Raw genomic sequence first — 13,602 nt, forward strand, 5'->3', positions numbered from 1 at the left:
AAGGCCGGGGAGCCTCGCGGGCGCCCTATCCAAAGCTTTCTCGTCAATACAGGTCAGACAAGCTGCGGCTTCTTATGAAGCCGTTGAGCAGCCATATGCAAAGCTGCACAACATCCAGCGCGATCCGATTTCTCATGAGCACTACGACCCAGCCCACCGGGCGAGATATCTGGCGCCTCGTCCATGAGGAGGGCGCCTCGATGAAGAAGGCCGCCTATGTCCTGGGCCTATCGCTCGGCCGCGCCTACGAGCTCCTCGCCGAGGAGTGTTCGCGGCGCGAGACCGCGGCGCATCGTCACGCAGCCAGTTCATCGATCACGCCGCTCAAGAAGTAGCCAGGCTGAGAGTCAAGGCCTGAACCATTGGCTAGCTGTTGAGGCCAGACTCAGCCTCCGGCACGGCACATAGCGCTCAAGATTGGCGCGGGATCGACGGAACGATCAAAAAAGTATTAGTCGAGCGGCTAAACAGAGGAGGTATTCTGCCTCCGATCGCTTTATCGTCCATCTTTAAAGAAAAGAGCGGCCTCGGCGGTCTTTGGATCGACACGGGCCCGGGGGACGGAAACGATGCAGGACACCCGAGAAGGTGGGCAGGGGGGCTCCGTACGGGCTTCCCAGCCGCAGGTTGGGCTCTAGTCTCCATGCCCGAGCCCGAGCTCGAGATCGTATCGGTCGCCGAAGGCACGCCCTTCAAGATATGGGCCCACGGCTATCCGTTCCGGACGGTCCGCTGGCATTTTCACCCGGAATACGAGATTCACCTCATCACCGCGACGACCGGCCGCGTCTTCGTCGGCGACTACGTTGGCGCCTTCGTGCCCGGCAACCTGGTGATGACCGGGCCCAACCTGCCGCATAATTGGCTGAGCGACGTGGCGGCAGGTGCAACGATCGACGAACGCTGCATCGTGCTTCAATTCACGGATGCTTTCGTGTGCGCCTGCACCCGGGCCTTCCCGGCCTTCGATCTCTCGGTGCTGATCGACGAGGCGCAGCGCGGCCTCGAATTTTCCGCTGCAACCGGCGCGGCCGTCGCCCCATTGATGCGGGCGATGCTTGCAGGTGACGCGCTGTCCCGCCCTGCCCTCTTCTTCCAACTGCTCGAGTTGCTACTGCGGTCGAGGGACCGCCGCATGCTGGCAAGCGTCGGCTATCGTGCCAAGCCGTCTGTCTACATGACCCAGCCGATCAACCATGTACTCGATCATATCGCGCGCAATCTCGGCTGCGCGCTCCGTGAAAGCGAACTCGCCGAACTCAGCGGCTATAGCCCGAGTGCATTCTCGCGTGTCTTTCACCGCCAGACCGGCATGACCTTCACAGCCTATGTCAACGGCATGCGCATCAATCGTGCTTGCCGTCTGCTCACCACGTCGGATCAACCGATCACCGACATCTGCTTCGAGGCCGGCTTCAACAATGTCTCGAATTTCAACCGGCAGTTCCTGAGCCAGACGGCCATGACGCCGCGCGCCTACCGGCAGCATCGCCGCGTGAACGACCGCCAACCGATAGAAGATGCCTTTCTGCCGGAAACCATCGCGAGGAGCGCATGACAATCGGCGCCGCCCGAGCGACTTCAGCCGCGACAACTAAGAAACTTCAGAACGGAGAAGCCCGAATGGCTCGCCTCAATGACGTGATGTGCAAATCGATCGGCGCGCTGGCGCTCGCCCTCATGCCTTTCGCGACACCCGCGAAAGCCGCGACGACCATCTCGAATGTCAAAATCGCCTTCCTCATGCCCGATGAAGGCTCGACCCGTTATGAGGAACACGACCGCCCCGGCTTCGTCGCCGAAGTAAAGAAGCTCTGCCCGACCTGCATCGTGCTGTATCAGAACGCGGATGCCGATGCGTCGCGGCAACAACAGCAGTTCAACTCGGTCATCTCGCAGGGCGCGAAAGCGATCATCATCGACCCTGTGGACTCGACGGCGGCCGCGTCGCTGGTCCACATGGCTCAGGGCCAGGGCATCAAAGTCATCGCCTACGACCGGCCCATTCCCTCCGCCAAGGCCGATTACTATGTCTCTTTCAACAACGAGGAGATCGGCAAAGTCATCGCGCAGTCACTCGTGCAGCACCTCAAGGCGACCAATGTCTCGCCGAGCGGCACCGGACTGCTTGAGGTCAATGGCTCGCCGACCGATGCGGCGGCCGGGCTCATCAAGAAAGGCGTTCACGAAGGTCTTGCTGGCAGCGGCTACGAGACCCTCGCGGAATACGACACGCCGAACTGGGATCCGAGCAAGGCGCAACAATGGGTCGGTGGCCAGGTCTCGCGGTTCGGCAAGAAAATCGTCGGCGTCGTCGCGGCGAATGACGGCACCGGCGGCGCGGCCATCGCGGCCTTCAAGGCGGCCGGCGTCAACCCGGTGCCTCCGGTGACGGGCAATGATGCGACAATCGCCGGGCTGCAGCTCATCATCGCGGGCGACCAATACAACACCATCTCCAAGCCGAGCGAGATCGTCGGCGCGGCGGCGGCGGATGTCGCGGTGCAGCTCCTTTCGGGCCAGGCGCCCAAGGCCGACACGACGCTGTTCGGTACGCCGACACAGCTCTTCACGCCGACACTCGTCACCTCCGGCAACCTGAAAGAGCAGATCGTCGACCGGATGATTAACGGCAAACCCATTGAGCCCGCCTCCGTGCTTTGCACCGGCCGCTATGCGGATGGCTGCAAGACACTGGGCATCGCCCCCTGAGATCAAAGGTCCGGCCGCTCATACGGCCGGACCGATCTCGTCGACCAACGGCAACGCAAGGGCAGGTCGTGCATGATGGACAAGGTTCAGGCACCAGTAGCGGCGGGCGAGCTGGTACTCAGCCTTCGCGGCATCTCCAAGCATTTCGGCGCGGTTTCGGCGCTGACCGAGATCGATCTCGACGTTCAAGCGGGTGAGGTCGTGGCCCTCGTCGGCGATAATGGGGCGGGAAAGTCCACGCTCATCAAAATCCTCGCGGGTGTGCATCAGGCCAGCGCCGGCACCATGACGTTTCGCGGCCAAACAGTGACGCTCGCCGATCCCAGCGCGTCACTCGCCCTCGGCATCGCGACGGTCTTCCAGGATCTCGCGCTTTGCGAGAATCTGGATGTCGTCGCCAATATCTTCCTCGGCAAGGAACTGCATCCGCTGCAACTGGATGAGGTCGCGATGGAGATGCGGGCCTGGACCCTCCTCCGCGAACTCTCCGCGCGGATCCCGAGCGTGCGGCAACCGGTGAATGCGCTCTCTGGCGGCCAACGCCAAACCGTGGCGATCGCGCGATCCTTGTTGCTGGAGCCGAAATTGATCCTGCTTGACGAGCCCACAGCGGCACTTGGAGTCGCGCAGACGGCCGAAGTGCTCGATCTGATCGAGCGGGTACGGGATCGCGGGCTCGGTGTGGTCATGATCAGCCATAATATGGAGGATGTGCGCGCCGTCGCGGACCGGATCGTCGTGCTGCGGCTCGGGCGCAATAACGGTGTCTTCTATCCGGACGCCTCGAACCAGGAACTCGTCAGCGCGATTACCGGCGCGTCCGACAATGCCGTGTCCCGCCGGTCGGGACGACGGCGAGCCCAAACCGCTCCTGCGCAGGAAGCTCAGCCGTGAGCGGCGACAAGGAAGGCCCCGCCCCGCTGCTCGATCGCGCGGACGAACGTGTCACGCACGAAACCGGCATCGGCGGCGCGATCCGCGCTTTCTTCGATCGGGTCCGTTCGGGCGAACTCGGAGCCTTGCCGGTCGTTGTCGGGCTGGCGATCATCTGGACGGTTTTCCAAAGCCTCAACTCGGTCTTCCTGTCGAGCAATAATCTCGTCAACCTGCTCTTCGATTCCTCGACCGTGGGCATTATCTCGCTCGGCATCGTCTGCATTCTGATGGTGGGCGAGATCGACCTGTCGGTCGGCTCGGTCAGCGGCTTCGCCTCGGCCGTGGTGGGCGTCTTGTGGGTCAACGAGGGCCTACCGGTCTGGCTCGCGATCATCGCCGCGGTGGCGGCCGGTGGCCTGATCGGCAGCCTCTATGCGCTGCTGTTCAACCGCTTCGGCATGCCGAGCTTCGTCTCGACACTGTCGGGCCTGCTCGCCGTTCTTGGTCTGCAACTCTACATCCTCGGCCAGAGCGGATCGATCAATCTGCCCTATGGCTCGGCGATGGTGAATTTCGGCCAGTCGCTCTTCATGCCGCATGTCGTCGCCTATGCCATCGCCGCGCTCGCCGGAATCCTCGCCTTCGTCACCGGCTACCGCACGGCAACGCGTCGCCAGGCGGCGGGCCTCTCGTCGCAATCGCTCAACAAGCTGCTTTTCCGCGCGATCATTGTCGTGGTCGTGCTTGAAGCACTCGCCATCTACCTCAACCAGGACCGTGGTGTTCCCTGGATGTTTGGCCTCTTTGTCGGCCTGGTCGTCGCGCTGAATTATGCGCTGACGCGGACGACATGGGGGCGCTGGGTCACGGCCGTCGGCGGCAACCGGGAAGCGGCACGCCGCGCCGGTATCAATGTCCGCCTCATCTATTCCAGCGCCTTCATCCTTTGTTCGATGCTGGCGGCACTCGGCGGCGTGCTCGCCTCCGCGCGCCTTGCCTCGGCGAGCCAACAGGCCGGCACGGGAGACGTTAACCTCGATGCCATCGCGGCCGCGGTCATTGGAGGCACCAGTCTGTTTGGTGGCCGGGGCAGCGCCTATTCGGCATTGCTCGGAATCATCGTCATCCAGTCGATCGCGAGCGGATTGACCTTGCTCGATCTATCCTCATCGCTGCGCTACATGATTACCGGAGGCGTTCTCGCGATCGCGGTCATCGTTGATTCACTCGCTCGCCGCTCGCGCGTCTCACACGGCAGAGCGTAAGCCCGCGGATAAACTCGTCAGCACGACACAGGTTGACCACACGGATAGCGCCGGAGCGAGGCGAAGCGCCCGGCTTGCCCAGCATCCAGCTCATCGAGAGGAAGCCACATGGACAACGAACTTTCGGGAAAGGTAGCGGCGGTTACCGGCGCCGCATCGGGCATCGGGCTCGAATGCGCGAGAACCTTCCTGGCGGCCGGGGCACGCGTGGCATTGGTCGATCGGGATGGGGAAAAGCTCCAGGGGCTGTGCCGCGAACTGGGCTCGGGCGCCCTTCCGGTTGTCGTCAACCTTACAGACGCCGCCAGCGTGGAAGGGATGTTGCCACAAATCCTGGAGAAGTTCGGCCAGCTCGACATCTTCCACGCCAACGCGGGATCCTATGTCGGCGGGCATGTTGTGGATGGCGATGCGGATGCCTGGGACCGCATGCTCAACCTCAACATAAACGCCACTTTCCGGTCGATCCGCGCCGTGCTGCCGCATATGGTCGAGCGTAGGACCGGGGATATCATCGTGACGAGTTCAGTCGCCGGTGTCGTTCCCGTCGTCTGGGAGCCAATTTACACCGCCTCCAAACACGCCGTTCAGGCCTTCGTCCACACGGTCCGGCGGCAGGTCTCCAAACACGGTATTCGCGTGGGCGGCGTTTTGCCCGGCCCGGTGGTGACCGCGTTGCTGGACGACTGGCCGAAAGCCAAGCTTGAGGACGCGATCGCGACGGGCAGCGTGATGGAGCCAAAGGAAGTAGCCGCCGCCGTGCTCTTCATGGTGACCAGGCCACGCAACATCGTCATCCGCGATCTGGTCATCCTGCCGCAGAACCTGGATCTCTGAGGTCACCGACAGCCGGGTGGAGGAGGAGTAGCGCGATGACCGAAGCATTCGTCGGGGTCGATGTCGGCACCGGAAGCGCGCGCGCCGGCGTCTTCACGCGGGGCGGCGAGGCTCTCGGTCAGCATGTCGTTCCCATCAGGATGAACCGGCCGCATCCGAATCACGTCGAGCAGTCGTCCGGCGACATCTGGCGTGCGGTTGTCGAAGCGGTCCGCGCTGCCGTCGCTACCAGCGGCGACGTGACCGTCAAAGGAATTGGCTTCGACGCCACCTGCTCGCTTGTCGTCGTGGACGCGGAAGGCGCGCCGGTCGCCGTGGGCGCGGAGGGGCAAGACGAATGGAACGTCATTGTCTGGATGGATCACCGGGCAGTTGCCGAGGCCGAACGGATCAATGCGGGCGGGCATAATGTCCTCCGCTATGTCGGCGGCCGTGTTTCGCTCGAGATGGAAACGCCGAAACTCGTCTGGCTCAAGACGCATCGGCCGGATTCTTGGCGGCGCGCTCGGCATTTCTTCGACCTCCCCGATTACCTGACGTGGCGCGCCACCGGCTCCGAAAGCCGCTCGCTCTGCTCGCTCGTGTGCAAATGGACCTATCTCGGCCACGAAAACCGTTGGGATGACGGCTATCTGCGAGCCGTCGGTCTCGGCGATCTTGTCGATGAAGGCTTCGCCCGGATCGGCCGCGAAGTGCTTCCCCTCGGAACATCGGTGGGCGCGGGCCTTGATGCGCGCGCGGCCGCCGAGCTGGGCCTGCCATTGGGCACGCCTGTCGGCACCTCCGCGATCGACGCCCATGCCGGCGGCATCGGCACGATCGGCGTGGCGCTCGACGGCGCGGATGGCCCCGATGACGCGACCTTGCGCCGCCGCGTGGCGCTTGTTGGCGGCACCTCGTCCTGCCACATGGCCGTGTCCGTGGATCCGGTGTTCGTGCCGGGCGTCTGGGGGCCGTATTTCGCCGCGATGGTGCCGGGTCTCTGGCTCAACGAGGGCGGCCAATCCGCGACGGGCAGCCTGATCGACCACATCATCCGCACGCACGCCGCCTATGCCGAACTCGCGTCTGCCGAAGGCAGCATCTACGTGATGCTGAACGAGCGTCTCGCGCGGTTGGCCGAAAGCGAAAGCTTTCCGGCCGCGGTGACGCGCGCGCTACATGTCGATCCCGACTTCCTCGGCAACCGCTCACCGCACGCGGACAGCACGCTCCGCGGCACGATCAGCGGTCTCGACCTCGGGGCCGGTCCCGACGATCTCGCGCGTCTGTATCTCGCAACGATCCAGGCTGTCGCTTACGGCACACGGCAAATCATCGAGACGATGAACGCGAGCGGCTACACGATCGACACGATCCTCGCTTCGGGTGGTGGGACGAAGAACCCGATTTTCCTGCGCGAACACGCGGATGCGACGGGTTGCCGGATCGTTTTGGCGCGCGAAGGCGACGCCGTGCTGCTGGGCGCCGCGATCCTCGGCGCGGTGGCGTCGGGCGCTTACGCCAGCGTGCGCGACGGCATGTCGGCGATGACGAAGGCGGGGCGGATTATTGAACCGAACGTCGCCGTGCGCGGCTACCATGACGCGAAGTACCGGGTGTTCCAGCGGCTACACGAGGATCAGGTGGCGTATCGGGAGGCGATGGCGGGGGCGGGTTAGGCGCGCGGCAATCGCGATAGTGGAGACTTGGGCTGCGTGGCGGAGAGAGTGGGATTCGAACCCACGGTACGCTTTCACGCACACACGCTTTCCAAGCGTGCGCCTTAAACCACTCGGCCATCTCTCCAGCGGCGGCGGTATCTAGCTGGAAGCGCGACCCGCAGCAAGCCACCTGCGGGCAAAGGCCCCTGCCCCGGCCCCCTCAGGCGTCGATCTTCAGGGCGGCGAGGAAGGCGCTCTGCGGGATTTCGACCTTGCCGAACTGCCGCATCCGCTTTTTGCCTTCCTTCTGCTTGTCCAGCAGCTTGCGCTTGCGGCTGATGTCGCCGCCGTAGCACTTGGCGGTCACGTCCTTGGACATCGCGCCGATTGTCTCGCGCGCCACGATGCGGCCGCCGATCGCCGCCTGGATGGCGATCTTGAAGAGCTGCTTGGGGATCAGCTCCTTGAGCTTGGCGCAGATCGAGCGGCCCCTCGCCTCAGCCGCCGAGCGATGGGCGACGAAGCTCAGCGCATCCACCGGGTCCTGATTGACCAGGATGGAAATCCGCACCAGGTCGCTCTCGGCGTAACTGTCCATCTGATAGTCGAAGCTCGCATAGCCACGCGTGGTCGATTTCAGCCGGTCGTAGAAATCGAACACAACCTCGTTCAGCGGCAGCTTGTAGACCGCCATCGCGCGATTGCCGACATAGGTGAGGTCAAGCTGCTGGCCCCGCCGCTCGTTGCACAGCGTCAGGACGGAGCCGAGGTGCTCATCCGGCACCATGATGGTCGCCTTGATCCAGGGCTCGTCGATATGGGCGATCTGCATCGGTTCCGGCATATCGGAGGGGTTGTGCAGTTCCTCCACGCTCCCGTCAGTGCGGGTGATGTGGTAGACCACCGAAGGCGCCGTCGCGATCAGGTCGAGGTCGAATTCGCGCGACAGCCGCTCCTGGATGATCTCCAGATGCAGCAATCCAAGAAAACCGCAGCGGAAGCCGAAGCCCAGCGCCGCCGAGCTTTCGGCCTCGTAATGGAAGCTCGCGTCGTTCAGGCGCAGCTTGCCCAGGCTTTCCCGCAGCTTCTCGAAGTCATCGGCATCCACCGGGAACAGCCCGCACCAGACAACGGGGATCGAGGGTTTGAAGCCCGCCAAAGCCTGGCTCGCCGGCCGGCGGTCATCGGTGATGGTATCGCCGACATCGCAATCGGCGACGGTCTTGATGGCGGCGTTGATATAGCCCATCTCGCCCGGCCCAAGCTCGTCCACCGGCTCCATCTTGGGGCGGAAGAAGCCGACCTGATCGACGGTATGGGTCGAGCCCTTCGCCATCATGCGGATCCGCATGCCGCGCTTGAGGCGCCCATCCTTGATCCGCACCAGGATGATGACGCCGAGATAGGCGTCGTACCAGCTGTCCACCAGCAGGGCCTTCAGCGGCGCCTCGGCATCGCCCGTGGGCGGCGGCAGGCGGGTCACCAGCGCCTCCAGCACGCCCTCGATGTTGAGGCCGGTCTTGGCGCTGATCATCACGGCATCCGAGGCGTCGAGGCCGATCACGTCCTCGATCTGCTCCTTCACGCGGTCGGGTTCGGCCGCCGGCAGGTCGATCTTGTTGAGCACCGGCACGATCTCATGCCCGGCATCGATGGCCTGATAGACATTGGCGAGGGTTTGCGCCTCTACCCCCTGGCTCGCGTCAACGATGAGCAGCGAGCCCTCACAGGCCGCGAGCGACCGGCTGACCTCATAGGCGAAGTCGACATGCCCCGGCGTGTCCATGAGGTTGAGGGCATAGGTCTGGCCGTCCTTCGCCGTGTAGGACAGGCGCACGGTCTGCGCCTTGATGGTGATGCCCCGCTCCTTCTCAAGCTCCATGGTATCGAGCACCTGCTCGGTCATTTCGCGGGCGGTGAGCCCCCCAGTCGCCTGGATCAGGCGATCGGCGAGCGTCGACTTCCCGTGGTCGATATGGGCGATGATGGAGAAGTTGCGGATGAGGGCGAGCGGCGTGTCGGTCATGCGCGTCACATAGGCGAAGCGAGCCCCGCTGTCAGCGGGATTGCGCAGCGACCCGGGCCTGCCACAAGCAAAGGGCAGGTGTCACAACCAATTCCATGGCAAGGCCGAAGAGCATTGGAGGCGCCGGCACCTCCGTGGTCAGCAGGGCGTAGAGGCGGCCGAGGCCGCCGATAACGATCAGCAGGGTCAGCAGGCGGAAGCGACCGCCCTGCGACTCGATCCGAGGAATGGTGCTCCAGAAGGCCAGACCGATGCCGAGAAGCAATCCTGAGAGATAGCGGTAGTGGCTGTCGAGCGTGACGAAGGCATGCGGCTCGATCCCCAGCATCCCGAGCCCGGCCAGGACGCCAGCACCACCCGCCACCACCGGCACAACCCCGCCAAGCGCGACCGCGACACGCAGCGCCACGACCTCGCCATGGCCCTGTGGCAAGCCGATCACCCGGTCGCGCCGCTCACCGCTGCCCGGAACAGCGCCGCGTAGCGACCAGCCGAGCGCGACCAGCCCACATCACTCGCCATGGCGTTTCGCTGCAGGCGGCGCCACAGCGCCTGGTCGGCCCAGGTTGTGGCTACGCGACTGACCGCCGCGTCCAGCGAAGCCGCGTCCACATCGGCGAACTGGAAGCCGGTGGCGACGCCGGCGGCCAGCGCCGCCTCATTGCCGTCGATCACAGTGTCAGCCAGTCCGCCGACGCGAGAAACCACCGGCAGGCAGCCATAACGCATGGCGCAGAGCTGGGTGAGGCCGCAAGGCTCGAAACGGGACGGGATAAGCAAAGCGTCGGTGCCCGCGTAGATGAGATGGGCGAGCGTCTCGTCATAGCCGAGCAGCAGGCCCATGCCGAAGCGCTCCGACGTGCCCGCGATGACGGCCTGCAACTCAGCCTGACCCGCGCCGAGAATGGCGATACCAGCGCCCAGCCCAGCGATCGTCTCGATCGCATGCGGCATGAGGTCCATGCCCTTCTGCCAGGTCAAGCGGCTCACGATACCGAAGAGCAGCGCTTTCGGGTCAAGTCCGAAGCGGTCGCAGAGCGCCGCCTTGTTCGCGGCGCGATCCTCCGGCCGGTCGACGGTGAATCGGCGGGCGATGACGCTGTCCGTCGCGGGGTTCCATACATCCGTGTCGATGCCGTTGATGATACCGCTGACATTGGCGCCTCGCGCGCGCAGGACGCCGTCGAGACCCATGCCGCTCTCGGCTGTCCGGATCTCGGCGGCATAGGTGGGCGAGACCGTCGTCACGCGGTCGGCAAGCTGCAACCCCGCCTTCAGGAAGCCGATGCTGTCGTAATATTCGACGCCGCCGGGTGTGTACGCCGCCCAGGGCAACCCAAGCGACGGCAGCAACGCCGACGGAAACTGACCCTGGAAAGCGAGATTGTGGACAGTGAAGACTGAGGGCGGCGGCGCCGTCTCGCCTTCGCCGAAGCGCAGATAGGCCGGCAGCAGCCCGGCCTGCCAGTCATGGGCATGCACGGCGTCCGGCCGGTAGCCCGGCCATCGCCCGCGCGCCACCATGGCGCCGACCATGGCCAGCGCCGCGAAACGCTGGGCATTGTCCGGCCAGTCGGCGCCGGTCGCGGAGGTATAGGGATTGCCGGGCCGGGCATAGAGATGCGGCGCGTCGATCACCAGCAACCGCGCGCGCCCGGAGCGTCCCGCCCGAATTGTCGCCGGCTCGCCGCAAAGGTCCGGCAAGATGAAGGCGGCCTCGGCCGCCTCCAAGCCATCCAGCACCGCCGGGTAGCCGGGCAGCAGCGTCGTAACCTCTACCCCGGCCGGTGCCAGCGCCGCGGGCAACGCGCCCACGACATCAGCGAGGCCGCCAGTCTTGACGAGCGGGAAGAACTCCGAGGCGACCGCCAGAACCCGGAGCACGCTCATTGCGATAGCGCGTCGATCATCGGCTGGGTGATGAGGCAGATGCCGGATTCGGTGCGCCTGAAACGCTTGCCGTCGAGGATGGGATCCTCGCCGACCACGAGGCCGTCCGGAATATGCACCCCCGCATCGACCACGACCTTCGACAGCCGCGCGTTCCGGCCGATATCGACATAGGGCAGAATGACCCCTTCCTCGACGCTGCTATGCGAATGCGCCCTCACACCAGTGAAGAGCAGCGAGCGCCGCACCGACGAGCCCGAGACGATGCAACCGCCGGAGACCAGGGATGTAATCGCCTGGCCCCGCCGGCCATCGATGTCGTGCACGAATTTAGCTGGCGGGCTGAGCTCCGAATTCGACCAGATCGGCCAGTTCGAATCATAAAGGTCGAGCGGCGGAATGACGTCCGTGAGATCGATATTGGCCTGCCAATAGGCCTCGACGGTGCCGACGTCGCGCCAATAGGGCTCCGCCTGCTCACTCGACCGCACGCAGGATTCGGTAAAGCGGTGGGCGAAGGCTCGGCCCTTCTCGACGAGGTGAGGGATGATGTCCTTGCCGAAATCATGGCTGGAATTGCTATCGGCGGCGTCTCGGCGAAGCTGGTCGAACAGGAATTTGGTGCGGAAGACATAGATGCCCATGCTGGCGAAGCTCATGAGCGGGTTATCGGGCATCGGCGGCGGGTTCTTGGGCTTTTCCAGGAAAGAAATGATGCGATCCTGCTCGGCCACCGCGACTACGCCGAAGGCGGTGGCATCCTGCAACGGCACCTCGAGGCAGGCGACGGTGACGTCCGCGTTGTTCTCCTCATGCTGGGTCAGCATGAGCTCATAGTCCATTTTATAGACGTGATCGCCGGCGAGAATGACCAGGTATTCGGGCCCGTAGCTCTCGATGATGTCGATGTTTTGGAACACGGCATCGGCCGTGCCGGCATACCACTGGGTCTCGCTAACCCTCTGGCTGGCGGGCAGAATGTCGAAGCTCTCGTTACGCTCGGGCCGCAGGAAGGTCCAGCCGCGCTGAAGATGGCGGATCAGGCTGTGGGCCTTGTACTGGGTCGCCACCGCCATGCGGCGAATGCCGGAGTTCAGGGCGTTCGACAGGGCGAAATCGATGATCCGGGACTTGCAGCCGAAGTAGACGGCGGGCTTGGCCCGCCGGTCCGTCATCTCCATCAGCCGGCTGCCGCGGCCTCCGGCCAGTACATAAGCCATCGCGGTCCGCGAGAGCGGTGCCAGCGGGCGCTGTTGTGCGTTCATTCTTGGCCCTCCCTTTTCGAGGACCTTACGTATGAACGCCGAGAAAAAGAAGCAGGGTCCATATGTTGCAAAATGCGGTCTCAACCGGCGGCGAGTTCCGTGATCTGTCAGGGTTGGTCGGCGCAGGCGGCCTGGTTAGTTCCGGCCCTGGCGCCTCTAATTACGTCCGTCCAAGGTTTTTAGGTTGACCCGCACAACCCCAGTCGGAATCACCTTGCGGGTGTTGAACTGGAAGTAATCAATCAAACTCGCAACCTCGGGGTTCGAAGAGGGCCACCGCGCGGGGATAAGCTCACCCCCGTATTTGGCCTTCATCCCATCGAACTTGCGGGGATCCCCATTGTTGGGCGGCAACATCACCGGGTCGAGCAAACTGACATCGACGCCCGTCGGATCCCAGCACCCATCGTAATCGTTCGGTAGTCGCTTTCGGGTGACGAAGCTGCCGCCAATGATCACCGAGCCGCAGCCAGCTCACCAGAGTTCGAGCAAGGCCCTGTGCATACCTTGGAGTAAGTTCTGGCGATGCGGGTTGGAACCGTAGCTGGACGCGAAATCTTGCCACGTCGCGTCATGGATTCCGGGCGGCAGAACCCCTGTCCGCATGTCGAGTGGGGGGATCGCCGTTGAGAATCCGACCCTCGGACGCCCGGAGGCGAGTGGCAGCCCGGTTCTTTTGTCATGGTTCGGCTGACGCACGCGGGGCTCCAGCCGCAAGGCTGCGCCATGCTTCGAATCCTTCGGTGGGGATTTAGCAATTATGTCGAGCCAAGCTAGGTCGCGAAGGCCGTCGTGGCCGGGTAATTGCCCCTGGCGCACGGGTTGAAGATGACACTCGCCCTGCCGCAGTCGGCTCGTTGTAGCTCGCAACTCCTGCGGACGTTGGTCCGGTTGACTCCTCGGAGCGTTCATTCGACTAGGTATTAGTTAATCGAAGCTTTTTGGCCCGTCCCTATTTGGGTCCTTCGCTCGCCGCACGCGACATCGCCCAAGGCTTCGAAGGTGGTATGAATCATTCCCGCCTATGGCCCGCTTGCCGCGTCCGCCATCTCCTGCCATAGCCCGCCCCCTCCCCGACCCAGAGATGG

General features: G+C 64.2%; 11 protein-coding genes, 1 tRNA gene and 1 pseudogene. 7 read left to right on the forward strand and 6 right to left on the reverse strand.

The features are described 5' to 3' along the window. The first annotated feature begins 134 nt into the window (after window positions 1–134). The 7 genes from GSQ83_RS19820 (at window position 135) to GSQ83_RS19850 (ending at window position 7,351) form a co-directional block, all read left to right on the forward strand. Window positions 135–335 carry a hypothetical protein gene (locus tag GSQ83_RS19820; RefSeq protein WP_158804599.1) on the forward strand — a complete coding sequence of 67 codons (201 nt, stop codon included), beginning with the start codon at window positions 135–137 and terminating at the stop codon, window positions 333–335. 308 nt (window positions 336–643) lie between these two features. Continuing rightward, window positions 644–1,558, forward strand: a complete 915-nt coding sequence (locus tag GSQ83_RS19825) for an AraC family transcriptional regulator (RefSeq protein ID WP_158804600.1) — start codon at window positions 644–646, stop codon at window positions 1,556–1,558. A gap of 65 nt (window positions 1,559–1,623) precedes the next feature. Next, complete coding sequence (locus tag GSQ83_RS19830) at window positions 1,624–2,712, forward strand: sugar ABC transporter substrate-binding protein (protein WP_158804601.1); 1,089 nt, start codon at window positions 1,624–1,626, stop codon at window positions 2,710–2,712. 72 nt (window positions 2,713–2,784) lie between these two features. Further along, window positions 2,785–3,606: an ATP-binding cassette domain-containing protein gene (locus GSQ83_RS19835; protein WP_158804602.1), complete on the forward strand. Its 822-nt coding sequence runs from the start codon at window positions 2,785–2,787 to the stop codon at window positions 3,604–3,606. Further along, complete coding sequence (locus tag GSQ83_RS19840; RefSeq protein WP_158804603.1) at window positions 3,603–4,853, forward strand: sugar ABC transporter permease; 1,251 nt, start codon at window positions 3,603–3,605, stop codon at window positions 4,851–4,853. Before GSQ83_RS19835 ends, GSQ83_RS19840 begins: the two co-directional genes overlap by 4 nt. Window positions 4,854–4,961: 108 nt before the next feature. Then, on the forward strand, window positions 4,962–5,690 hold the full coding sequence (locus GSQ83_RS19845; RefSeq protein WP_158804604.1) for an SDR family oxidoreductase: 729 nt from the start codon (window positions 4,962–4,964) through the stop codon (window positions 5,688–5,690). A 35-nt stretch (window positions 5,691–5,725) separates the two neighbouring features. After that, a complete protein-coding gene (locus GSQ83_RS19850; protein ID WP_158804605.1) occupies window positions 5,726–7,351 on the forward strand; it encodes an FGGY-family carbohydrate kinase in 1,626 nt (541 codons plus the stop codon). A 37-nt stretch (window positions 7,352–7,388) separates the two neighbouring features. Here GSQ83_RS19850 and GSQ83_RS19855 read toward each other — a convergent pair. The 6 genes and pseudogenes from GSQ83_RS19855 to GSQ83_RS31430 all read right to left on the reverse strand — a co-directional run bounded on the left by GSQ83_RS19855 (window position 7,389) and on the right by GSQ83_RS31430 (window position 13,426). Beyond that, window positions 7,389–7,478: transfer RNA gene (locus tag GSQ83_RS19855), tRNA-Ser, on the reverse strand. Between the two features lie 75 nt (window positions 7,479–7,553). Next, on the reverse strand, window positions 7,554–9,359 hold the full coding sequence (gene lepA / locus GSQ83_RS19860; protein WP_158804606.1) for a translation elongation factor 4: 1,806 nt from the start codon (window positions 9,357–9,359) through the stop codon (window positions 7,554–7,556). 31 nt (window positions 9,360–9,390) lie between these two features. After that, window positions 9,391–9,801, reverse strand: coding sequence for a DUF4345 domain-containing protein (locus GSQ83_RS19865; RefSeq protein ID WP_254065796.1), 411 nt, complete (start codon window positions 9,799–9,801; stop codon window positions 9,391–9,393). Then, window positions 9,798–11,249: a glycogen synthase GlgA gene (gene glgA / locus GSQ83_RS19870; protein WP_158804607.1), complete on the reverse strand. Its 1,452-nt coding sequence runs from the start codon at window positions 11,247–11,249 to the stop codon at window positions 9,798–9,800. Before glgA ends, GSQ83_RS19865 begins: the two co-directional genes overlap by 4 nt. Then, on the reverse strand, window positions 11,246–12,514 hold the full coding sequence (gene glgC, locus GSQ83_RS19875; RefSeq protein ID WP_158804608.1) for a glucose-1-phosphate adenylyltransferase: 1,269 nt from the start codon (window positions 12,512–12,514) through the stop codon (window positions 11,246–11,248). The genes glgA and glgC overlap by 4 nt, the downstream gene beginning before the upstream one ends. A 156-nt stretch (window positions 12,515–12,670) precedes the next feature. After that, a pseudogene (locus GSQ83_RS31430) lies at window positions 12,671–13,426 on the reverse strand (DUF6932 family protein). Window positions 13,427–13,602: the final 176 nt, after the last annotated feature.

It is taken from the genome of Acidisoma sp. L85, from assembly GCF_009765865.1.
Classification (GTDB): Bacteria; Pseudomonadota; Alphaproteobacteria; order Acetobacterales; family Acetobacteraceae; genus Acidisoma.